This is a genomic window from Amycolatopsis sp. NPDC043887 (genome assembly GCF_056435665.1).
In genome coordinates, this window is record NZ_JBWKEB010000007.1 from 306,160 (window position 1) to 326,649 (window position 20,490).

Below are 20,490 nucleotides of genomic sequence, written 5' to 3' on the forward strand. Positions count from 1 at the left end.
GGTGGATCAGCGCTTCTTGGCCAGGGTCTCCACACAGAGGCCGTAGGGAAACTCGGACTTGACGAAGACGGTGAACTGGTCCACCCCGGACGGTGCCTCGATGGACGGTCGGGCGGCGTCGTGGGCCACGTTGGTCCAGGTCTTGTCGACCGGGTATCCGGCTTTGGTGCCGCTGGAGATGGCCATGAGCCGGACGGATTCGGCCGGACCGATGGCGGTCTTGAAGCTCAGCCAGGCGCGGTCCACGACAAGACTCACAGACCCAACCGGGATCGGGAGAACGTGGCATCGCTCGCGGAGCTTGCCGTTGGCGTCGCGGCCGGTTCCGTCGAAGGTGTACGGGATCGCGGGCATGTCGTCCTCCTCGGACAGTGACGGGCTGGTGGTGTCGAGCCGGAGCGCGGCGAGGTCGTCTGTCCAGTTCAGATCGACGTCGCCGGTGACCCCGGCGATCCGGCCGACGCTCGTGTACTGGTGCAGGTCGACGCGCCCGCGGTAATGGGTGATGGCGTTGCGGCGTCCGTTGTTTGGCCCGTACTCCGCGCACCAGGTGCGGTCCCACGGGTACGGCCAGCTGTCCGGCTTGAGGGACGCGAGCCACGAGCCAGATGCGTAGAGGACGACGACCGGGTACACCTCGTGGACCGTCTCCAGGAACCGCCTGGCGAAGCCAGCTCGGGCGGCGACCGGGATGTCGCCGGACTCAAGATCCAGCGCGGGCGCGAGCTGCCCGCCCAGGCGCCGGTACTGGGCGAGGAAGACACGGGCCTGGGCGACGGGGTCTCCGGCCTGGGCGAAGTGGTAGCCGCCGTGCGGGATGCCGTGGTTCCGGCACCCGGTGACGTAGGTGTCGGCAGGGACCTGGGCGCCGCTGGTCCCGTCGCTGTACTTGATGTAGGCGCCGGAGACCGCGCCAGACAGTGCTTTCCAGTCGGTGACGCGGTTCCACCGCTGGTAGAGGTCGACCAGGAGGGGCACGGTCTCACTTCCCTGGGTTGGCGCAGTCGCGCGGGGCGTAGGCGGTGCTGATGTAGCGGCGGAACTGCTCGATCTGCTCTGCCCGCTCGGGAGTCTGGTTCTCCGGGTTCTTGGTGACCTGGTCGAGGACGTAGGTCCACAGGGATACCGACACTGCTCGGGCGGCGTTCGCGGCTTCGCACGAGGCGGTCTGGGCTTGCCGGTTCTGTTCGGCGAGCGAGGTGGCCTGGGCGGCTTCGACGGCGACGACCGCCACGACGACGGAGAGCACGACGTCCAGCAGGAGCGAGACGGCGAGGCCGATGATCCAGTTCCGGTCGCGTTTGCTGCGCTGGTGCAGGGCGGCGATGTCGGTGCGGAGTGCGGCCATGCCGTCTTCGAGGCTGGCTGCGGCGCGCAAGGTTTCGCGGGTGTTGGGGTCAGGCGTCGTCATCGGGGTATGCCTCTCGCAGCATGGTCGACATTCGGTTCACGACGGCGTCCAGCTCGGTGAGGATCTGATCGGCCCGTGTGGCCAGTGCGCTCACGTCGCTGTCCTGAGTGGCTGGTCGGCGAGCCTGGCGCCGGCGCTCCGGATGGCGGCCTGTCCACGGGAATCTCATCGGCCTTCCCCTTCGGAGCTGGTGGACAGGAGCTTGCGGGCCATCTCGTCCATGACCTCGTGCAACTCGTCCAGGAGTTCGGCGGCGCGGCTGGTCAGGACGGCGACCTGGTCTTCGCTGTATTCAGGTGGTGTGTCGCCGCGGTGCGCGGGCGGCGGATCGGGCCTGGGGCGCCGGAAGAGGCTCACGGTGGTCTCCCGTCCTGGCGATCTCATGCAGAAGCGGAACCATCTGCTGGAGTTGCTGGATCTCCTGAAGGAGCGGCATCAGCGCTTTGGTCGTGGTGATGAAGTCGCTCACCACGGGCAAGAGGCGGTCCTGGAGGACTTGGGCCATGGCGTCCCGCTGGGCTTCGGCACGGTCCTTCTCGGCTATCGCCCTTTGCTTCTCCTCGGTCAGCCGGTCAACGCTCGGCCGTGTCCACAGCCAGCCGGTCAGCAGCGAGACGACGAGCAGGCCCAGGACACCGAAGTTCAGGTAGGCGGTCGGGTCGAACTGCGCCTGGGCGAGAAGGACGGCGTGCACGGTCATGGGCTACGAGGCCGGGATCGGGGGCGCGCCCGCGATGGTGTCCCAGACCGAATTGACCGTGTACTGGATATCGGAGTCGCTGGAGGCGAGGGTGATCACGGGGTTGGTCGCGACGGCCCAGGCGAACCGGCTGCCGTAGTCGAGCGGGTTGGCGAAGACGTTGGTCGCCAGCGCGCGGCGGAGCTGGGTGCGGTTGGGAAAGTTCGGGTCTTCCGGTTCACTACCGACGTCTTTGGCCGCGATGGACACGGCCGCGAGGACGCGGCGGGTGAAGGCGGGGAACGCGGCGATTTCGGCGCTCTCGGCGAGGGTGGCGGCCATGGGTTTGTCCTTCCTATGCGGTTTTCCCGAGGACCAGCCACGCGCCGGGCACGGTGGCGTCGATGTGCACGACGTCCCCTGCGGTCGGGGTGTAACTGGCGAGACGGGGAAGTTCGAGTGATCCGCCTTGGACGGACACAATGACCCGGTTGCCCGACATTCCCGTGACGGTGCCGACTTTCCTGCGGGCAGTCAGCGCGTCGTCCACGACGCGGGCGACGGCTTCGGCGATGTTCAACGGCCGGTCCTCCTCGGTCAGGTCTCGGCGGGCAGCTCGTCCGAGCGGGTGGTGATGGACTGCGTGCCGTCCGGGGTGAGCGGGATGGAGAGTTTGTCGATGATGTGGCGGGTCTCCCCGGTCTCCGGGTCGAGTACGACCAGAACGTCTCCGGAATCGAGGGCAGGGTTCACCAGGGCCTCGATCTCGACCTGTGCGCCGACACCTCGTGTGCGGGCCAGCAGCGCGTCCGCTGTGGCCTGGCATTGCGCGGTGGTCGTGAGCAGTTCCGAGGTGTAGAAGCGGTTCTTCTTCCCAAACGGCCCGCCGTAGTAGGCGGGGCTCGTGGTGTCGGTCGCGGTGGCGTAGACCGCGGGCACGCCGTCGGTGCGCTGTCCTGACGCGACGACGCGGTTGTAGACCTGCTCGCGGCTGCGCTTGTCCTTGGCGGTGAGCAGGCTTCCCCGATTCCCGGTCCGGATCGTCCACACAGGACTTCGGGACAGTGTCGGTTGTGGCCGGATGACCAGGCGCCCGAGCGGGTCGAAGAACGGCTCGGCCGCGAGGAAGTCGGCCAGTTTCTCGACGGCGTCCCAGCGCTCGCGCTCGATGATAAAAACCGATGCGGAGGCGCTGGAGCCGGTCTCGTCGACGACGTCGAGCTGCGGGCCAAGGGTCGCTTTGACCAGGCGGATGATCTCGCTGACGGCGGGGGCGTTGGCGATGGTCTGCGCGGGCACGTCGAGCCGGTCTTCGGCGACACGTTGAGCCGGGTCGACCACCTTGACCGTCAGGTCGCCGGAGTTGGTGATGGGCCTGGTCCTCGACGTCTCGTCCAGATAGCCAGTGAGCAGCGGTACCCACTCGGTGTCGCCGCTGGGCAGCACGATCCCGTAGTCGACGCGGCAGGTGGACCCGTAGGGCGAGAGCAGGTCCGTGGGCGAGTGCGGCCACCAGCGCGGATCGGCCTGGAGTGTCGCGGTCCGGCGGACTTTGCTGGTGGCATCGACCTCGACCGAGCCGCCCGAGAGCGGCAGGGTGAGCACGCCGTAGGTCGGACTGGACACAGTGGCCCGTGCCTGCATCGCGTGGGATTGCGTGAGCGCGATCCGGGCCTGCGTGGACAGAGACCACACCAGCGCACCTCCGCGTCAGACGGCGAGTTCGCTGGGTGCTTCGACTTCGTGGAATCCGGCGGTGAGGATGCGGGTCTCCTGGTAGGCGCGGCGGGACCTGGCGTCCTCGGTGAGGTCGCCCAGGACCAGCCACATTCCCGCGCCGTAGCCGAACTCGGCGGGGGCGCGCAGCAGGACGGGCGCGAGGTCGGCGAACAGCTCCAGCAGCCGGTCCCGTTCGGCGAAGGTCAGCGCACCGATCGACAGCTCACCCGTGGGCGCGCGGCGGCGCGCGGAGGACACGATGATGGGGTGGGTCGCGCCGATCGGGTAGAAGATCCCCCGTGCGGCCTCGCGAGTGCGGGACGGGACCGCGCCCACGTGGACGGTGACCGGCCGACCAGGCCGCGACGGGTGCGTGAGCCAGGTCTGACCGAGGCTGAGCAGGACCGCGCTCTGGCTCGTCATCGATCCGCCGGTGGGCGCGGGATTGACCAGCCGGTACCGGATCGGCACATCGAGCGGGCATTCGGCGTCGTCCAGCACGAGCAGCGGAGCCATTGTGGACTCCGACAGGCCGGCAGTTCCGACCCACGTCCCGCCGTAGACCGCGCCGTCGAAGAACGTTCCCGACGACGACGTCCTCTGTGTCTCGACGGTGAACCCGTCCAGTCCCAGGACCGCACCCGCGGGCAGACCGTCCACGAGCACCTTCATGGTCGGGGTGACCGCTCCCGCTGGTGGAGTAAGCGTGACGACATGGCGGGCGAACTGCCCGATCGAGGCGTTGACCTGGTCGGCGGTGAGAACCGCGCTTGCCGGGGGAAGCGGCACGCCCCCGGCAGTCGTCCACGTCACCTGGATGGTGACCGTCTCCGGGCGCGCGGAAATCCGCATGTCCAGGCCGATCGCCACCTCGGGCCCGAATGGGACCGAGGTGGGCACGGTGACCCCGGCCGCCCCCGCCTCGGCGATGGTGGCCGTCAGGTACGCCCCACCTCGAGGTGCCTCCGGGCCAGTGACCCGCGCCAGAACCGGGTTACCAACGTCCGGGACATAGCCGTGCAACCCGACCTCCACCGAGGGGTTGGTGGCGTAGTTGTACCGGGTCGGCTGGTCCACGGTGAGCGGGTTCCCGCCGCGCACCGGCCACAGTGTCCCGTCAGGATGCTCGCGGATGAGCTGCACGACCGAGGCGTTCGGCCACCACCCCGTCACCCGCATCACACCCTGCTCGGGCACGGGCAGGATCGAGATCCCGCCGCCGGGATACGGGAGCGGGAACACGCTCCCCGCCCAGGCGCGCGAGGCGTAGGCGGGCATCGGGTTCGGGGCGTAGGTCCACTTCGACGTCCCGCCGGGAATGGGCGGCGGGAGTTCCTGTTCGCCAGGCAGCGAGCCGAACTCCGGGCCGACACCCGAGGCGAACGGATTGCGGGCATACCCGCCACGAGCCCACGACATGCCCGCCCCCGTCCTAGAAGCGGACACCGCGGGCGATCGCGGTACCGGTGGCGTCGTTGTTCCGCTCGATCCGGCCGTCGACGAACGCCGTCATCCCGTCGTCCGAGATGGACAGTTCGCCGGTCAGCCGCACCGGCTCGGTGTTGCCGGCGAGAGCACCGATGACGTTCTTCGCCGTGTCGTGCGGAAGGACCAGCTCGGGCTTCCCGGTCCCGTTGTAGACCGGGGTGAAACCGGGCTGCAACCAGCCGCCCTGGTCGTACCAGTGGTGGGCTTCCCACCACGATTTCGCGCCGAGCGGGGAGCCGTAGCGGCTGGCGATGTAGCGAAGCCCCCACTCGGCCTGACCGGCGGCGGTCGGCTCGACGGGGCCGTGCACCGACTCCATCTTCTGGAACAGACCGCGGGCGCTCGACCTCGGGTTCGCCGCTGCCGGGTTCCAGCTCGACTCATGCCCGATCAGCCAGTCCAAGGCGTTCCACTGTGGCCCGGTGCCCCAGCCGTAGCGGCTGGCGACGGCGCGGACGGCGGCGACCACATCGGCCGATCCGCCCGCCGTGGTGGTGGACAGCAGGTCGGAGATCCGGTCGACGGCGAACGTCTTCGCCCCGTCCGCCGCACGGCGCGCGACGCCTTGGCCATGGTGGGCGGCGATGTTGCCGGGGAAGTTTCGTCCGGCGTCCTCGATCAGGCGGTAGGTGTCGGCGAACGCGCTGCCGACGAGGGCTGCCGGGTCGAACCCCGATCCGCCGGACACGAACTGTCCGCCGAGTTCGGCGATGTGGAAGTGCATCGGGAACTGGCGGTGGTCCGCCCCTGCCGAGGGTGGCCCGAACGCGACATAACCATGGGACCCGCCGGACTCGGCGTTGATGCCCGCGACGGTCCCGGCGGTGTGACCGGGGTTCCCGTGGGTCACACCGATCGCGAACGTCCCGCCGATCCCCGGTACGAACCCTGGTGGCGGGTTGCTCGTGCTGACGCCGCCGGTCGACCACTCCCGCCGCGCGTACGGCTTCTGGTCCAGCGCCGCCCGCTTGAGCATCGCTTGCCAGCCCGAGCAATCCGTCCCGGCCGCCGAAGAGCCACCCCACACGTAGGGGCGCCCGTGCATCGACCGGCCGAACTGGACGACGCGGGCGATGGCGGCGTCCATCGCGGAGCCCGTGTCGGCGACGAGCCCACCGGACTGGTAGCCCGGTACCACCTGTGCCCGGCGCAAGTCGTCCCCGAGCAGCCCTTCGAGGCCCCGGAAGTTCCCGCGCAAGGCGGCCATGTGCGCCGCCCGGATGTTCCCTACACCCCAGGTCTGCACGACCTGCTTGGGCAGCACGTATTCGCCCGGGGTGAGCAGGGCCAGGATCTTGTCCGTGTTCCCGGCGCCCGGAACCGGCCCACCGGAGGCGAACCCGATCGGAACGGGACCGATCGTCTTTCCGAGGGAGAAGTCCGAGTTCAACTTGTTCCAGGCCGCGACCAGCCCGGAGTTCAAGGGCCACTGAAGAATCCAGCGAACCGGGTTTGCGGCATGTCCCTGCATCTCCGCGAACCGGTCCCGCACCCACCCGGCGGTGAAGGCGACAGCGGTCCTCAGCGCGCCCAAGCCGTTCCCGAGGGCGGTGAAGGCGTTGGTCTGCGCGGTCGCCGACGCCCAGACGACCGCGGAGATCCCCGCCCACGACGTGGTCAGGTCGGCTTGGAGCCGGAGTTGCCGCGCGGTGATCTCGCCCGCGCGCAGGACACTGTGGCCGGTGATCGCCGTCCACACGGTGGCCGAGGTCCCTTGCAGGGCAAGCAGACTCGCCACCGCGATCCCGTTGGCCTGCGGCAGCAGCAGCGACGTGTGGTGCTCCACCTCGGCCAGTGCCGGCAGAAGCACGGTCGTGACCGTGTCGGCGAGGGCTGTCGAGGCGGCTGTGAGTGCTTCGGTAGCCACAGTGGACGCGGCCGGATCCGAGGTGGTGGCCGTGACCGCCGTCGCGGTCGTGGCGGTGCCGACGATCCCGCCCGTCGCGAACCGTCCGACCAGGCCGCCCCGCGAGAAGCCGCGTCCCTGCATGGCGGCGGCGTTCGCGGCGAGGATGGCGGCCGGGCCGATCGCGCGCACCAGCTCCGGCACCAACACGGCCTCGCCCGGCGACAGCAGCGCGGGCACGGTGTCCCGCCCCGGCGCGTAACCGGGAAGGACCCCGCCACGCGCGAGTCGCAGTTCCGGCAGCTCGTCGACGCCGGGGATGAGAGCGGCGGCCGAGTTGTAGACCTTGCGTAAGCCGTTGTTCCAGATGACGTCGATCACGAACTGGACCGGGGTCTTGATGAACCCGGCGATCGTGTCGAACACCCGGCGCGTCGTGTCGGCCAGCAGCTCGAACCCGCGCTTCGCGTCCGCGAGCCGATCAGCGAACCAGCCGAAGACCGGGCGGACCACATGGTCATAGACCCACGAGAGAGTGCCGGAGATCGCGTCGAACGCGGGCTTGATGGCCCGGTCATACAGCCACGAGGCGGCGTCGCCGACCAGCCGGAACGCCCGGACCCAGCCGTCGAAGGCCGGTTTCAACAGCGTTCCCCACAGCCAGCCGAAGAAGTCGCCCAGCGCGCGGAAGGTCGGGCCGAGAGCGTTGACCCACAGCCAGGTTGCGACGCCGGCGACCAGCCGGAACACGGCCACCCACGCGTCGAAGTACGGGCGCAGCAGCGTGTTCCACAGCCAGCCGAAGAACGCGCCCAGCGCGGAGAAGACCGGTTCCAGCACGGTGGACCACAGCCAGGTCGCCACGGCGGCCAGCGCGCGAAACGCCACGACCGTCGGTCCGATCAGGACGGTCAGCAGGATCGGCGCGAGGAACGCGGCGGCCTTGCCGATGAAGCCGAAGACCGGTTCAAGGATGTTGGACCACAGCCAGCCCGCGATCTGGCCGAGGAACCGCAGCGCCGCAACGATTCCGTCGAACGCGGGTTTCAGGACGTTCTGCCAGGCCCACAGGGCGGCGGTCTTGATCGCGTCCCACAGGCCGATCCAGAAATCGCGGAATCCGGCCGAGTGGTTCCACAGGTACACGAACCCGGCGACGAGCGCGACGACCGCGGTGAGGATCAGCCCGATGACGTTCGCGCGCATCGCGGTGTTCAACCCGTGCTGCGCCGTGGTCAGCGCCTGGACGACGCTGACCACGGTGGACGCGAACATCATCGCCCGCATCGCCAGGGACCACGCACGCATGGCGAGGACGCCCGCGCCGAAGGCCGCCAGCAGCAGTCCAAGCGCGGGAGCGAGGAACTGGATTCCTGACACGAGAAGGGGAATCAGGTCGGCGGCGAGATAGGCGGCGTCGACCACCAGCGGGGCGAGTGCGACCGCGACAGCGGAGAACGCGGTGGCCAGAGGCGGCAAGGTCGGGCCGAGGGCGATCACACCCTCGGCGAGGGCACCCAGCACCGCGTGCAGCCCCGGTGAGAGGCCCATGACCACGTCGTGCACGGTGGTGAAGAACGTGATCAGCGCGCCGGCGCCCTCCGGGGTTTTCAGGAACGTCGCCAGCTCGCCGGACAGGTAGCCGAGGGTGTCCAGAAGGGACCCGCCCGAGGTGTTCGCGGCGCTGAACACGGACCCGAGGATGGAGCCGAGGTTGCCTGCCACGGCGGCGATATCACCGAGCAGCGACAGGCCGTTGACCATGATCTGCTGGAGCTGCCCGGTTTCCCGCAGGCGCGCGATCATCTCGCTGAAACCGCGGGCCGCCTCCGCCGCGCCGCCGGAGAGGTTCGGGAGCAGCTGCGCGCCCACGGCTGAGATGTCGCGCAGGGCGGGCAGCAGGTTCACCGCCGCCAGACCGAGTTCCCGCATGGCGATGCCGGAGTCGCTGAGCATCGCGTTCACGTCGTCGACGGTGCGGGCCTGCCGGGTGAACGCGATCGCTTGCAGGGCGGCCGTGTTGTACCCGGCCGCCAGGAACGTCAGCTGCCGGTTGGCGACGGGAAGGTACTGGTTCGCCAACGGGCGCAGCTCGGCGGACACGCCCTCGAAAAGCCGTTGCTGGACCGCGTCCTGCATGGCGGAGAACTGGGGCTTCAAGGCCGCCATCTCGCGCACCAGCGCGGCGGCCGACGGCGCCATGCCGGACAGGGCCTCGGAGAGCTTCTTGGCGTCCCCCTCGGCCACGGCCTTCATCGCGTCGCCCATGCCCTGGACGCCGAGCACGAGCGTGCCCACGGCCGCCGCCCCGGCGAACGCGGCACCGGGCAGGACGAGCGCGGCACCGGAGGCGGTGGCGATTGCGCTGGCCATGCCGCCGATCCCGAGCGCGGCGTGGCCGAGCAGGGATACCGCAGCGGCGGCGCTGTAGGCCCCGGCGCCAAACCCGAGAATGGACTTGTGCGCCCGGCGCAGGTTGACGTCATCGACCTTGCGCAGGGCGCCGCCGAGCTTGTCCATCGTGGCCGATGCGTCGTCGCCGGAGAGCCGCATGGACTCGGTGGCCTCGGTCGCGTTGCGCTGTGCCCGCTCGTAGTCGCCGGTCGCGGTGGTGACCCGCTCCTGCACGCGTGCGTGGGTGCGCTGCGCGGTGGCGAGGCGTTCTTCGGCGGTGGCCACCTGGGACGCCCGGGCACCGCTCTTGGCGCGGACCTCGGCGAGCTGCTGTTCGGCGACGCGGACTTTCCCTGCCGCGTCGGCTTCCTTGTCGCGGGCGGCCTTGAGCTGGTCACCGATCCGCTTGACCTCGGCCTCGGCGGCGGCCATGCCCTCGGAGAGGTTCTGGCCGGCAGTACGACCGGCCTTTGCCGACGCGGAGTCGAGTTCCTTCGACAGCTGGTCGCCCGCGCGCTTGCCCGCGCCACTGGCCTCTTTGGCCAGCATGGTTCCCCAGCGCCGCGCCGAGGGCAGGACCTCGACCCAGTACACCTCGCCGGACTCGGCCACAGTGGACACCTCCCCGCGCGGGTGTCTCAGCCAGTGGCGGCCGACCTGTCGGGTTTGAAGGTGTCGAGGTAGGCGATGACGTCTTCGGCGCTGCGTCCGGCCCGGTCACCGATCCGGCCTTTGTGCTCGTCGCCGGGGCGGGGCACGGGCTTCGGCCGGTGCAGGCCCTTCATCTGTGCCCCGCGCCCGGTCACGAAGGTGCCTTCGGCGACTCGGTCGGCGATGACGGCGAGGAGGTATTCGACGTCCGACCACGCGTGCCCGTGCACCGTGCGGTGAAATGCGGAGTCGGGCGGCAGGTGCTCGATGAGGACCCGGAGATGGCGCAGGGTGATGTCCCCGCGCCAGAACTCCGCGATCGGGTTACGGGGCGCGTAGGTCGCGCACAGGGCGGCCTCTATCGCTTCCGGCGCTTCGGCGAGGAGGTCCGCCGCCGTGTAGGGCGCCCATCCTCCTGTTCCTGCCGCATCGTCTGCATATAGGAGTTGATGGCGAGGATGACGTATCCGGCCCGGCCGCCCTCCTTCACGAACGTCTTGTACTGATCGGAACCGAGGTAGTACTCGGCCACGTCGACGTCGGTGTCCAGGTCGAGCAGGCCGTCCTTCCAGTCGTCGTCGGCGGTGATCGGGTCCATGCAGACCCATTCCTTGCCCTTGAACACGAACTTGAAGGTATCGGCGGATCCGGTAGCTTCCTCGCGTTGGGCGAGGATCGCGTCCATGTCAATGGTGGACACTCGGGGTTCTCCATCCGGTGAGCGTTGGTGAGCAAGAGAAAAGGGGGCCGATGTGGACCGCCCACCAGTTGTCCACATCGGCCCCCGCTAGCGACGGGTCACGACGGCGTGGGAAGTTCCCAGCCCTCCTTGAAGACCCGCAGGGCGGAGTAGCCGTCAGCGCCGGGGTAGGCGGTGATCGTGACCTCGTAGCCGATCAGCGTGTCCGACTTGTAGGTCAGTTCCCCGCGTTCGGTCACCTCGGCCAGGGGCAGGAAGACCCGGCGGTGGTAGGCGCCGTCGATGACGTCGATCCCGAAGCACCGCAGGTCCCGCTTCGGCTTTCCCTTGTCCATGAAGGAAACGACAGCGTCGGCGCCCGTGCCGGTCTGCGTCATGTCCTCCTGGCCGACCCGGTAGTACAGGGAGATCGTGTCGAACTTGCTCTCCCACAAAGTGGCCTGATAGGTCTGTGTCGCTTTGGTGATCTCCGAGCGGATCGGAGTCGCGCTCTGCCAGGGCGTGAACTCCTCCTTGTCCTCGTCGACTCCTTCCACGATCCCGTCATCGCTGATGTAGCCGAGGTCGCGCATCGCGGGCGCCCACGGCCCGAGGGTGGTCGCGCTCGGCGCCGTCGTGCCCACGGCACCGACGTAGAGCGCTCCGGTCACGCCCAGGCGCGCGAGGGTGCTGTTCAATGCCACGGGTTTCTCCCTTGCGGTTGCGGAGTCCCCTGGCGAGCGAAGAGAGCGGGGCGGATCGTTTGGCGGGCTAGTCAGCCCGGAGAGTGAGTTCGGCGGTCAGCCCGCATCGGCGTACCGCCGGGTTGTAGTCGGGCCGCCACGCCGGTCCGGCTGGTTCGGCCACAGCGGCGACGTACCCCCACGGGTTGTCCTGCCCTGTCAGCTCGTGCAGGTGCCCGGCCACTGTGGACGCCAGGTCGAACGCGGCTGCACGGGATGCGGCGAACACGTCGACGTCCACGCGGGGCCGCCACAGCAGCGGATGCGGGTGGTTCCACGGGCGCGTGTCCTTCGTTCCTGGCAGGGCGGTGACCTGGACCACCGGGAGGTGCCGTTCGAACTCGGCGGGCAGCTCGGCGACGACGCGTGTTCCGTCGAGGCGCCCGGCGAGCCAGCTCACCACCAGGGCCTCGACGTCGATCACTGGTCGCCGGGGGCCTTGGGTGCGGGCTTGCGCGCTGCTGTGCCCTGGGCGGCCTTGTCGTCGTCGGCGTAGCGGGCGCGGCCTTCGGCGACCATGGTCACAGCCTGGTCGTCGTCCACGGTCACGGTCTTGCCGACTTGGGTGTGGTCGGGGTGGAACGCGATGATCACTCGGGCCACGGCGGCCTCTCTTTCTACTTGCCGCCGATCGCGCGGCCGAGCGCGCGATGGCGGGGAACGTCTTTCGTGCCGAACTCGCCGAACGGATCGTCATGGATCACGCGGGCGTAGCTGCGTCCCCTCGGGCGGATGCCTTCCTCCACGGTCACCTCGGCATCGACCCTCGCGGCTGCGAGGTTCGCGCGAGTCCGGGTGGCGACTCCTTCGGCCACCCCTCGCAGCCGGGCGCGCAGGCCGGGAAGGCGCATGAGCGCGCGGAATTCGCGGTTTGTCAGAGCCATCAGCCCGTCACCTTCTCTATGTCGACTTCGCAGTGGTGCACCGCGCCGGGGCGGATCGGGTGGGGCCAGCGGGCGATTTCGCCGACGACCTCGCAGGTCCGGCCCGCCCACTCGATCCGATCGACCGGGGTCACGTCGAGGTCCATGCCTGCCGGGGTGTAGATCCGCCACCCCGTGGTCACCATCGAGCGTGCGTCGCTGGTCGTCCGCGAGGCGCTGGTGGCCTCCGTGGACGAACGAGGCTGGACGCACACCCCCGTCACGACGGTGCGGTTGCCGGCGCCGTAGTCCAGGACGTCGGAGCCGTACCGGTCCCGGCCGATCGCGGGCCGAAGGATCGTGATGGTGTCGCCGAAGATCACGGCAGGTCCCCGCGGTTGAGCCGGTACCGGTCCACCGCCCGTGTCCAGGACAGGGGCATCGTCGCGGCCGGACTGGCGAACGCCACGGACTCGCCCCCCACGGTCATCGAGGTCAAGCCCGGCTGGACGGTGAGCAGGTAGCGAGCTTCGCTGATGACCGCCTCCGAAATGTCCTCCGGGACGGGCTCGTACCCGTGGGTGTAGACGACGCGGACCGCGTCCAATTCGTCCGGCCATCCGGGCTCGCGACGCAGCAGACCAAGACGAGACCAGGTGAAGTCCGTGACGCGAGTTCCCTGGACCTCGACCAGGCTCACCGCGACGACGGGCGCGGCAGGCAGAGCCAGCACCGTCCCGCCTTGCCCGTCGAGCCGTACTTCGTCATCGGCCACACGCGACACCGGATGCCGTACCTCCGCACGAAACCGTGCCGAGGCGGCCGCAAGGGCATCGGCTACCGCCGGGTCGGTCTCGGTTCGCCCTGTCCAGCGCGCCAGGACTCCGGGATCAGCCAGCGGAGGAAAGGGCATGGCGCGCTCCCTCACCTCGTTATCGTGGCGCACATGACGTCGGCGCCCTGGTGGTTCGTGCTCGTGACCGCGATCGTCACAGGAGCTTTCACCCTGTTGGGATCCTGGCTGACGGCCTGGCTGACGCTTCGCCGTCAACGCGAGGAGCTAGCACATGCACAAGCACTAGAACGTGAGAAGGAGCTGTACAACCGTCGCGTCGACTTCTACGCCGAACTTGTTCCGCTTATCGACGAGGTCATGAACGAGGCGCGCGAGGAGAAGCCGGATCTCCCGTTGCTCAGCGTGCGTCTGGAGGCCGTGCGACAGTCTCACTTGCGCGCGCGTGTCGTCAGCGGCAAAGCAGTCCGGGCGCTATTGGACCAGTTCGCCTGGGGTATGGCGCGAGTAGTCGACGGCGATCTCGGCTACGTCGGCGAGATGGTCTTCGCGGCTGACCATCTCCTCTGGGAAATCAGGATCGAAGTCGGCGTCACTACACGGGACGACCACGAGGAGTTCGAGGCACGCGAGGTGTACGGCCCTGTTGACTAGGGCTACCGGGCGTCCTCCGCGGGCGCATCGGTCTTGTTGCTGGCCGTACGCGCCTTGTTCGGCGGTTCCGAGCGCTGCTTCGCCCGGGGCTCGCTCTCGACGGGGACGCCGCCGAGCCGGGCGGCGTCCTCCTCGGTCAGGTTCATGATGGTCGGGTGGCCGTTGACGGTGACGCGGTACTCGCGTAGCTCTGCCATGGCTGGTGCCTCTCCTGTTCGTTCGTCTACGCCGGTGGTCGACGTGGTTGTCCCGCAGGAGAAGTCGCGGCTTCCGCAGACGGGACAACCGACGTCGCCGAGCATCAGACGAGGGTGACCTTGCAGAACGCGGACGGCTGGACGATGCCGAAGGCTGCGCGCATCTCCGCGAGGACGGCCGCGAGGTTGCGGACGAAGAAGTCCGCGTGGCTGTCGGTGACGGTGACCGATGCCTGCTGGCGGTCCCACAGGATGGCCTTGCGGAAGTCGCCGACCCATGCCTGTCCCGGTGTGGCGGCTTCGGACTCGATGACCGGCAGGCCCCACAGCGGCGAGGTGTTGTTCGTCCCTGCTGGACCGCCGAAGTAGAACCTTCCGTCCATGTCGGAGATCTCGTCCATGGCTTCGAGGTCCAGCGGGTGGATGACGACGCCGTTGGCGACGGAGCGTCCCGCGATCCGGACCTTCGTCTTCGCGCGGCGGACCGCGAGGAGTTTGCCGAACCCCGGCGGCTTCCCAGCCGGGTCGGCGACGGCGGGCTGTGTCTGGGTACCGGACACATTGGCCAGTCCCTCGAAGTCTTCGCCGACGCCCGTTCCGGCGATCATCTGGTCTTCCAGCTCTTCCTCAAGCCCGACCTCGAGGAAGTTGTCGATGAGGGTCCGGACCTGCGCGGCGTCGGACAGAGCCCGCTTGGTCACGGGCATCCAGTGCGCGATGGTCCGCACGGGCGTGGTGACCCGGACCGTGCCGAACCCGGACTCGGGCTTCACGCCCGCCTGGGCGGGTGTGACCGCCGGGTCTCCCGAGCCTACGGGGGCCGAGGTGGTGGCTTCCGGGACCGGGGCGGCCCGGTTGGCCCAGCCGGTGATGCGGGCGTACTCGACCTGGTCAGAGGTCGTGGTGCCGCCGGTGACGAGCTGCCGCAGCGTCAGAGGCCGGAAGAACTGCTCCGGTCCGACCAGGACACCCCGGTAGTCCTCGGTGCGGAACGCGCCGCCCGAGGTGGGGCTCAGCCCGGTGACGAGTTCCTTGACCCCGAGCGGGCGGCTCTGCACGCGCATGTCCTTCGCGAACATCCCGTTCGGCGCGGACCGCAGCATGTCCTTGTACTGCTCGGAGGTGACGAACGTTTCGCCGATGCTGGTCCGGGTGCCCTTGTACCCGTCGCGGGCGGCCTGCTCGCGACGGGTCTTCTCCTCGGCCTGGGCGTCGGCCAGGCCGACCGCGTCGCCGAGATCCTGGATGGCGTCGCGGACCGCGTTGTCGGCCTTCGCGGCGTCCAGCGCTCGCTTGGCGTCCTGGGCCTTGCTCATCGCGGTGGTGACCGCGGTGCGCTCGTCGTCGGTGAAGTCGCGCGATTCCTCTTCGGCTTTCGCCGCGATAGATTTCGCGTCGTTCAGGTGCTTCTTCAGCTCGTCGGTGAGCTGGGAAATCTTGTCACTCAAGGGAAATCCTCAGTTCGTGCGCACGCGCAGACGAAGAGAGGCGGTTCCCGTGCCGAGCTGGCGCACACCGTCGAGACGACGGGAGCGCGGGCGGGGTCGGGCGTGGCCGTGGAACGTCAGGCTATGTCGGATGGGTTGGGAGGTGAGCGGCTACGACTCGGCGTCCAGCAGAGCCAGCGAGGCCCGCAAGCGGACCGAGCTGGCCTCCGTGGACGGTGCCGCGTCGGGTGGCGCCGGCGGATCGGGCCGGGCGGTCTCCGGCGAGGTCGCGGCCTTCTCGTCCTCGTCGTCACTGTCCAGGCTGGACAGCACCGTTTCGATAGCGGCGGCCCCGTCGGCGATCTTCGCCAGGGCCGCGCGGAGGTCGGTCTTGGCCGTTGCCCCGAGGTCCGCTTCGGCGGGCGGAGGGGTGTGGGGCTGGGCGGGTTCGGGCGGGGTCTTGACGGTCAGCAGCTCGGTGGTCTGGTTGGCGCCGATCAGGGTGGGGCCGACTTCGTAGAGCCTGAGTTTGCGCAGCTCGTAGAAACTCTCGTCGCCGTCCTCGTCGCTGGTCTTCTCGATCCAGCCGCCTTCGAGCACGTCGTAGGCGAACGAGAACTGCCGGACACGGCGTCCTTTCAGCAGGCGGTAGATCTTGGCCGCCTTCGGCTCGTCGAGGTCGAGGCGGGCGCGGACCCACAACCCGTCGTCGCGTTCCTCGGCGTCCTCGACGTACCCGATGTGGTAGTCCGGGTCGTGGGACATGTGCGACCACAGGACCGGGATCGGGTCGCCGGAGGCTTTCCACTCGGCGAGGGTGTCGGCGAACGCGCCCGGCACGATCTTGTCTCCGACACTGTCCACGTTGTACGCGGCCACAATGGCCTCGAACACCCCGTTCTCGGTGCCGTCCTGTTCCCCGGCCGCCTTGATCCGGACCGGGCACGTCTTCGTCTTCCTCATCACGCGGCGCCCTCCAGGAGTCTCGCGGCGGCGAGCACGGCTTTCGGCTCGGGTGCGCTGTCGGTCGGCGAGGCTTGGCCGCCGGTCAGCACGTTCAGCGGGGTGACCAGCTCGTCGCCGCCCTCGACCTGCGGGAGGTTCACGCGGGAGCGGGCCTCGTTGCGGGTCATCCACGGGGCGCCCACACTGGTCTGAAGCTGGGCTGCCTGTTCCTCGAAACTCCCGCGCAGCTTCTCGGCGAGATTGAATTCGAGGTAAAGGTCTTGGTAGTCCGGGAAATCCGGGAGAAGTTGCAGGCCGAGTTCTTCGGTGATCATGGTCAGCCACGGCCCGAGCGTGTCCTGGTACAGATTCCGGTGCTGTTCCTGGATGTTGCTGTAGGTCGCGTGGTCCAGAATTCCGACCATCGGCAGCGGGATGTGGTACGCGCTGGCCACTTCTTCCCGCGTAAGCTTGCGGGCTTCGATGTACTGCGCTGCTTCCGGCGTGACCGACGCGGACACCCATTCCATGCCGTCCTCAAGGATCGGCGTGCCGCCCGCCTTCGCGCCGCTTCCGGTGTACTGCTCCTGCCACGACCGGCGGAACCGCTCGCGGGCGTTGTCGCCCCAGTCCGGTGCGTCCACTGGCCTTTTCAGGTAACCGGCGAGCCGGGCGCCGTTGCGCCAGAGCTGTTCGCGATACCGGGCGGCCTCGAACTCCTCGGACAAGATCCGCCGCAGGGTCTCCATCGGCGAGCAGCCCCAGCGGATATCGACCGGGTTGTAGCCCCGGAAGTGCACGACCTGGGAAGCGGGAATGTCGCGGTGTCCGGTGGTTCCCCTGTACCGATAGGTCTCGACCGCGAATTGGCTGCTGGAGATCGGGGTGACGAACCGCGGATCCAGCCGGACCAGCCCGACACCGTTCACCTTCGCGAGGATCGCGTTGTCGTAGATCGCGAGGTCCGACACCAGGGCCTCGATCAGGCGGTACCGGGTGGTGAACGAGTTCGGGCGGGACAGCAGTGTCGCGATCGGATGGTCGGTCAGGCGCGTGCGGTCGACCTCGGACTGTCGCCGGTATAGGTGCAGCCCGAGTTGGCCGATGTTCCGCGCGAGGAAGCTCACGACCGTCCGGACCTGCGGCTGTGTCTTCCAGATCGTGGCGTAGTCCTGCGCGAGGCCGTCGGCTAGCGAGATAGCGCCGCCAACGGGGATCGTCGCCGTCTGGTACTGGTGGACCGATTCGAGAATCCCTTGGGAAACCACGAAAGCCATCAGGACCCCGCGATCTGGACCCAGTTGATCCGGTCGCGTTCGATCACTACGTCACCGTCCATCCGGACGGGCTCCCGGCCGGGCTGGACGAGCTCGGCTGATCGCAGCAGGACCAGACGGCGATGGCGCTGCCACAGAATGCCGGTTAAGGCCTGGTCATCGACGAGGTTCACCACAACGCGCTGACGGACTGCCAAGTTTCTTTCTCGCAAGTGGCTGACCACGAAGAAGATCGTCAACGCGCTCAACACCGACACGCAAATGCAGGCCAGCGCAGTATCCATGTCGCGACCTCCAGACCAGGTAACGTCTTCGCGGCGGGCGATTTGTGAGCGCACCGATATTCGGGAGGGGAACGCGTGGCCGACGTACAGGTAATCGCAGCTGTGACGGGGATGGTCAGCGCCGGCGCGGGCGCCGCGTCCGCGATCGCAGCGTGGAGGTCGGCGCTGACGAGTGGTAAGGCGGCGAGAGAGAGTCGTGAGGCCCTGGCATACGCAACCCGTCCTTACCTCGCGCTCCACAACACCCGTAGCAACCTCCCTGACTCGACTACCAGCGAAACGGTAGAGATCAGAAACATGGCTGGGTTCCGTGCCGAGGACGTCTCGGTAGTCGTTCACGATTCGACCGGTCGACGCGTCGGGGCAGGGGAACTGCCTTCGATGGGAGGTCAGACCCCGAACTCCTGGACAGGTGAGGCGGAGCTTCACATTGAGCTGAATGGGCTGTCGCCACTGGAGGACGTCGGTGACATACGGTCGCTGACCGCAACCCTTCGATGCTCTGACCAGCAACGGATCTTGCGATGGGAGCAGAAGGTCACGTTGATTCGGAAAGTGGTCCCACCCAGCGAAAAGGACCCTCGTGCACTGATCGTGCCGGAGACGTACGACGTCAGTGAACCCCGGGCGATCGGAAAGTCCAGCTAGCTGACCTAGACGACTTCGAGGTCGCCGTCGTCGTAGGCGCTGCGGCGGGGCGGGGTGTAGTGGACGGCGCGGTCGAGGGCCATGATCGCGGCCACGACGCCGTCGATCTTGTCGCCTGAGTTTCGTTTGCTGGGCTTGACGTTCCCGGCGGCGTCCATCTCGACGGCGAGGTTGTCGACCTGCCAGCGGAGGGCGGGGTTCCCGCCGTGTCGGAGCCGGGGTGCTTCGGCGGTGCCTTCGAGGGCGAGGCGCTGGAATTCCTTGGTGGGGCTGGACATGGTGGCGAAGCCCTGGCGCATCTTCGCCATGGGTACGCCGTCGCCGAGCAGGTCGGTGACCAGCTGGGAGGCGTTCCATGGGTCGTAGGCGATCTCGCGGACGAGGAATGTTTCGCGGTCGGCGTTGATCTGGGCGCGGATGTAGTCGTAGTCGGCGACGTCGCCGGGGGTCACGGTGAGCAGGCCCCGGCGAGCCCATTCGGACGCTTGGCCCGCTGTGCGGCGGTCCAGGGCTTCCAGGGCTCGTTCTGGGCACCAGAGGCGCCAGATCAGGTCGTGGCCGCCGGTGCCGTCGGGGAAGGCCCAGCAGAGGGCGCACAGGTCGCTGGTGGAGGCGAGGTCGAGCCCGCCGTAGCAGCTGGCCCCGGCGAGGCGCTGTTCGTCCACGATGGAGGCGTTGCGGTCCCAGACGTCGAGGTCGAGGTAGCGGGTCTGCTGGCGGGTGCGGATTCCCAGGTGCAGGCGCAGGAACTTCGCGAGGTCGACCGGTGAGTTGCGGGCCTCTTTGGCGGCGTTCTCCAGGTACGCCTTCGACGGCGAGATGCCGTAACCAGGGTTGGCCTTCTTCCAGGTGGACTCGGCGAACGGGTCGTCGTCCTCGTCGGCCGCCCACACGACCCCGTACATCGACGGGTCGCGGAGGGCTCCGCGCGCGATCTGTTCGACGTAGTGCCGGCGGCGGGCGTAGATGGTGGTCGTTCGGCCGTCGTCGGCGGTGGTGATGGTGAAGACGAGCGGCTGTGTCCGCGAGCCCGTTCCGGTTTCGACGGCTTCCACGAGGTCCGCCGTCTTGTGGACGTGGAGTTCGTCGATGATCGCGCCGTGCACGTTTGCGCCGTGGAGCAGATCGGCCATCTTGGACACGACGGCGAAGTAGGAGCCGGTGGGCTGGTGAATGATCCGGCTCTGCAACGCCTTCACGTACGGGGACAGCGCCGGGGACTTCTGCGCGAGCTGGCGGACCGGGTCGAAGCAGTACCGGGCCTGGTCCCGGCCGGACGCGACGGCGTAGACCTGTGCGCCCTGCTCGTGATCGGCACAGGTCAGATAGGTGGCGAACCCGCCGGAGAGCGTGGTCTTGCCGTTCTTGCGGGGAACGTCGACGTACACGCGGCGGGCGACGCGAACCCAATCGCCATCGGCGTCGCGGTAGACCCAGCCGAACACGGGTGCCAGGACGTAGGCGACCTGCCACGGGTCGGGCCGGAGCGGCTGTCCGGCCCACTTCCCTTGCGTGTGGCGCAGCCGGGAGAAGACGTCCAGTACCCGGTCCACACGGGCCGGATCGAACCGGGCACCTCGCCGGATGCTGCCCTCGGGGGTCTTGATCGCGGGCGGGCAGTCCGGGAGCGGGATACCGCGGGAGTGCAGGTACCAGCCGACCTCCGGGGAGATCCGGAGGCGGTCCAGGGTGGAGCGGGACGGTGCGCGCTTAGCCCGCGCCCGCGAACGGGTTGCCTGCGTCGCCACTGCCGCCCTCGTTCCTTCACGCGAACGGGAGCGTGTCCGAGCGA

The 20,490-nt window shown here is 68.8% G+C and carries 23 protein-coding genes; 1 reads left to right on the top strand and 22 read right to left on the bottom strand.

Annotated features, from left to right (window positions below):
* Nucleotides 1-6: 6 nt before the first annotated feature.
* The 16 genes from AC069H_RS20735 to AC069H_RS20810 form a co-directional block, all read right to left on the bottom strand.
* The gene (locus AC069H_RS20735; protein WP_478233469.1) at nucleotides 7-978 is read right to left on the bottom strand and encodes a glycoside hydrolase family 25 protein; all 972 of its coding nucleotides are present in this window, start codon (nucleotides 976-978) and stop codon (nucleotides 7-9) included.
* Nucleotides 979-982: 4 nt separating this feature from the next.
* A complete protein-coding gene (locus AC069H_RS20740) occupies nucleotides 983-1,411 on the bottom strand; it encodes a hypothetical protein (RefSeq protein WP_478233470.1) in 429 nt (142 codons plus the stop codon).
* Nucleotides 1,412-1,703: 292 nt separating this feature from the next.
* A complete protein-coding gene (locus AC069H_RS20745; RefSeq protein ID WP_478233471.1) occupies nucleotides 1,704-2,111 on the bottom strand; it encodes a hypothetical protein in 408 nt (135 codons plus the stop codon).
* A gap of 3 nt (nucleotides 2,112-2,114) precedes the next feature.
* On the bottom strand, nucleotides 2,115-2,432 hold the full coding sequence (locus AC069H_RS20750; protein ID WP_378343921.1) for a hypothetical protein: 318 nt from the start codon (nucleotides 2,430-2,432) through the stop codon (nucleotides 2,115-2,117).
* A gap of 13 nt (nucleotides 2,433-2,445) precedes the next feature.
* The gene (locus tag AC069H_RS20755) at nucleotides 2,446-2,670 is read right to left on the bottom strand and encodes a hypothetical protein (protein ID WP_478233472.1); all 225 of its coding nucleotides are present in this window, start codon (nucleotides 2,668-2,670) and stop codon (nucleotides 2,446-2,448) included.
* Between the two features lie 17 nt (nucleotides 2,671-2,687).
* A complete protein-coding gene (locus AC069H_RS20760) occupies nucleotides 2,688-3,785 on the bottom strand; it encodes a DUF5047 domain-containing protein (protein ID WP_478233473.1) in 1,098 nt (365 codons plus the stop codon).
* A 15-nt stretch (nucleotides 3,786-3,800) separates the two neighbouring features.
* Nucleotides 3,801-5,228: a hypothetical protein gene (locus tag AC069H_RS20765; RefSeq protein ID WP_478233474.1), complete on the bottom strand. Its 1,428-nt coding sequence runs from the start codon at nucleotides 5,226-5,228 to the stop codon at nucleotides 3,801-3,803.
* A 13-nt stretch (nucleotides 5,229-5,241) separates the two neighbouring features.
* The gene (locus AC069H_RS20770) at nucleotides 5,242-10,149 is read right to left on the bottom strand and encodes an aggregation-promoting factor C-terminal-like domain-containing protein (protein WP_478233475.1); all 4,908 of its coding nucleotides are present in this window, start codon (nucleotides 10,147-10,149) and stop codon (nucleotides 5,242-5,244) included.
* 26 nt (nucleotides 10,150-10,175) lie between these two features.
* Nucleotides 10,176-10,418 (bottom strand): hypothetical protein, encoded by a 243-nt coding sequence (locus tag AC069H_RS20775; RefSeq protein WP_478233476.1) that lies wholly within the window; start codon nucleotides 10,416-10,418, stop codon nucleotides 10,176-10,178.
* 128 nt (nucleotides 10,419-10,546) lie between these two features.
* Complete coding sequence (locus AC069H_RS20780) at nucleotides 10,547-10,888, bottom strand: hypothetical protein (RefSeq protein ID WP_478233477.1); 342 nt, start codon at nucleotides 10,886-10,888, stop codon at nucleotides 10,547-10,549.
* 98 nt (nucleotides 10,889-10,986) lie between these two features.
* Nucleotides 10,987-11,571 carry a phage tail tube protein gene (locus AC069H_RS20785; RefSeq protein WP_478233478.1) on the bottom strand — a complete coding sequence of 195 codons (585 nt, stop codon included), beginning with the start codon at nucleotides 11,569-11,571 and terminating at the stop codon, nucleotides 10,987-10,989.
* 67 nt (nucleotides 11,572-11,638) lie between these two features.
* The gene (locus AC069H_RS20790; RefSeq protein WP_478233479.1) at nucleotides 11,639-12,034 is read right to left on the bottom strand and encodes a phage tail termination protein; all 396 of its coding nucleotides are present in this window, start codon (nucleotides 12,032-12,034) and stop codon (nucleotides 11,639-11,641) included.
* Nucleotides 12,031-12,213 (bottom strand): hypothetical protein, encoded by a 183-nt coding sequence (locus AC069H_RS20795; protein WP_378344856.1) that lies wholly within the window; start codon nucleotides 12,211-12,213, stop codon nucleotides 12,031-12,033. Before AC069H_RS20795 ends, AC069H_RS20790 begins: the two co-directional genes overlap by 4 nt.
* 14 nt (nucleotides 12,214-12,227) lie before the next feature.
* On the bottom strand, nucleotides 12,228-12,494 hold the full coding sequence (locus AC069H_RS20800; protein ID WP_378344857.1) for a hypothetical protein: 267 nt from the start codon (nucleotides 12,492-12,494) through the stop codon (nucleotides 12,228-12,230).
* Nucleotides 12,494-12,856 (bottom strand): hypothetical protein, encoded by a 363-nt coding sequence (locus AC069H_RS20805; RefSeq protein WP_478233480.1) that lies wholly within the window; start codon nucleotides 12,854-12,856, stop codon nucleotides 12,494-12,496. The genes AC069H_RS20800 and AC069H_RS20805 overlap by 1 nt, the downstream gene beginning before the upstream one ends.
* Nucleotides 12,853-13,248: a hypothetical protein gene (locus tag AC069H_RS20810; RefSeq protein ID WP_478233481.1), complete on the bottom strand. Its 396-nt coding sequence runs from the start codon at nucleotides 13,246-13,248 to the stop codon at nucleotides 12,853-12,855. Before AC069H_RS20810 ends, AC069H_RS20805 begins: the two co-directional genes overlap by 4 nt.
* 171 nt (nucleotides 13,249-13,419) lie before the next feature.
* On the opposite strand from AC069H_RS20810, the gene AC069H_RS20815 reads away from it, so the two are divergent.
* Nucleotides 13,420-13,920, top strand: a complete 501-nt coding sequence (locus AC069H_RS20815; RefSeq protein WP_478233482.1) for a hypothetical protein — start codon at nucleotides 13,420-13,422, stop codon at nucleotides 13,918-13,920.
* Nucleotides 13,921-13,922: 2 nt separating this feature from the next.
* On the opposite strand, the gene AC069H_RS20820 is transcribed toward AC069H_RS20815, so the two are convergent.
* From AC069H_RS20820 to AC069H_RS20845, 6 genes are all read right to left on the bottom strand, one after another.
* Nucleotides 13,923-14,117 carry a hypothetical protein gene (locus AC069H_RS20820; RefSeq protein ID WP_478233483.1) on the bottom strand — a complete coding sequence of 65 codons (195 nt, stop codon included), beginning with the start codon at nucleotides 14,115-14,117 and terminating at the stop codon, nucleotides 13,923-13,925.
* Nucleotides 14,118-14,221: 104 nt separating this feature from the next.
* On the bottom strand, nucleotides 14,222-15,565 hold the full coding sequence (locus tag AC069H_RS20825; protein WP_478233484.1) for a phage major capsid protein: 1,344 nt from the start codon (nucleotides 15,563-15,565) through the stop codon (nucleotides 14,222-14,224).
* Between the two features lie 150 nt (nucleotides 15,566-15,715).
* Nucleotides 15,716-16,507, bottom strand: a complete 792-nt coding sequence (locus AC069H_RS20830) for an HK97 family phage prohead protease (RefSeq protein ID WP_478233485.1) — start codon at nucleotides 16,505-16,507, stop codon at nucleotides 15,716-15,718.
* Nucleotides 16,507-17,766 carry a phage portal protein gene (locus AC069H_RS20835; protein ID WP_478233486.1) on the bottom strand — a complete coding sequence of 420 codons (1,260 nt, stop codon included), beginning with the start codon at nucleotides 17,764-17,766 and terminating at the stop codon, nucleotides 16,507-16,509. The genes AC069H_RS20830 and AC069H_RS20835 overlap by 1 nt, the downstream gene beginning before the upstream one ends.
* Entirely contained in the window at nucleotides 17,766-18,050 is a 285-nt protein-coding gene (locus AC069H_RS20840) for a hypothetical protein (RefSeq protein WP_478233487.1), read from the bottom strand. Before AC069H_RS20840 ends, AC069H_RS20835 begins: the two co-directional genes overlap by 1 nt.
* Before the next feature lie 653 nt (nucleotides 18,051-18,703).
* A complete protein-coding gene (locus AC069H_RS20845; protein ID WP_478233488.1) occupies nucleotides 18,704-20,446 on the bottom strand; it encodes a terminase large subunit in 1,743 nt (580 codons plus the stop codon).
* Nucleotides 20,447-20,490 lie beyond the last annotated feature (44 nt).

Excerpts from the sequence above, each read along its gene's own strand:
- AC069H_RS20740 (WP_478233470.1), bottom strand. The coding sequence starts at position 1,411 with ATGACGACGCCTGACCCCAACACCCGCGAAACCTTGCGCGCCGCAGCC.
- AC069H_RS20745 (WP_478233471.1), bottom strand. The coding sequence starts at position 2,111 with ATGACCGTGCACGCCGTCCTTCTCGCCCAGGCGCAGTTCGACCCGACC.
- AC069H_RS20750 (WP_378343921.1), bottom strand. The coding sequence starts at position 2,432 with ATGGCCGCCACCCTCGCCGAGAGCGCCGAAATCGCCGCGTTCCCCGCC.
- AC069H_RS20765 (WP_478233474.1), bottom strand. The coding sequence starts at position 5,228 with ATGTCGTGGGCTCGTGGCGGGTATGCCCGCAATCCGTTCGCCTCGGGT.
- AC069H_RS20800 (WP_378344857.1), bottom strand. The coding sequence starts at position 12,494 with ATGGCTCTGACAAACCGCGAATTCCGCGCGCTCATGCGCCTTCCCGGC.
- AC069H_RS20815 (WP_478233482.1), top strand. The coding sequence starts at position 13,420 with ATGACGTCGGCGCCCTGGTGGTTCGTGCTCGTGACCGCGATCGTCACA.
- AC069H_RS20820 (WP_478233483.1), bottom strand. The coding sequence starts at position 14,117 with ATGGCAGAGCTACGCGAGTACCGCGTCACCGTCAACGGCCACCCGACC.
- AC069H_RS20830 (WP_478233485.1), bottom strand. The coding sequence starts at position 16,507 with ATGAGGAAGACGAAGACGTGCCCGGTCCGGATCAAGGCGGCCGGGGAA.
- AC069H_RS20835 (WP_478233486.1), bottom strand. The coding sequence starts at position 17,766 with ATGGCTTTCGTGGTTTCCCAAGGGATTCTCGAATCGGTCCACCAGTAC.
- AC069H_RS20840 (WP_478233487.1), bottom strand. The coding sequence starts at position 18,050 with ATGGATACTGCGCTGGCCTGCATTTGCGTGTCGGTGTTGAGCGCGTTG.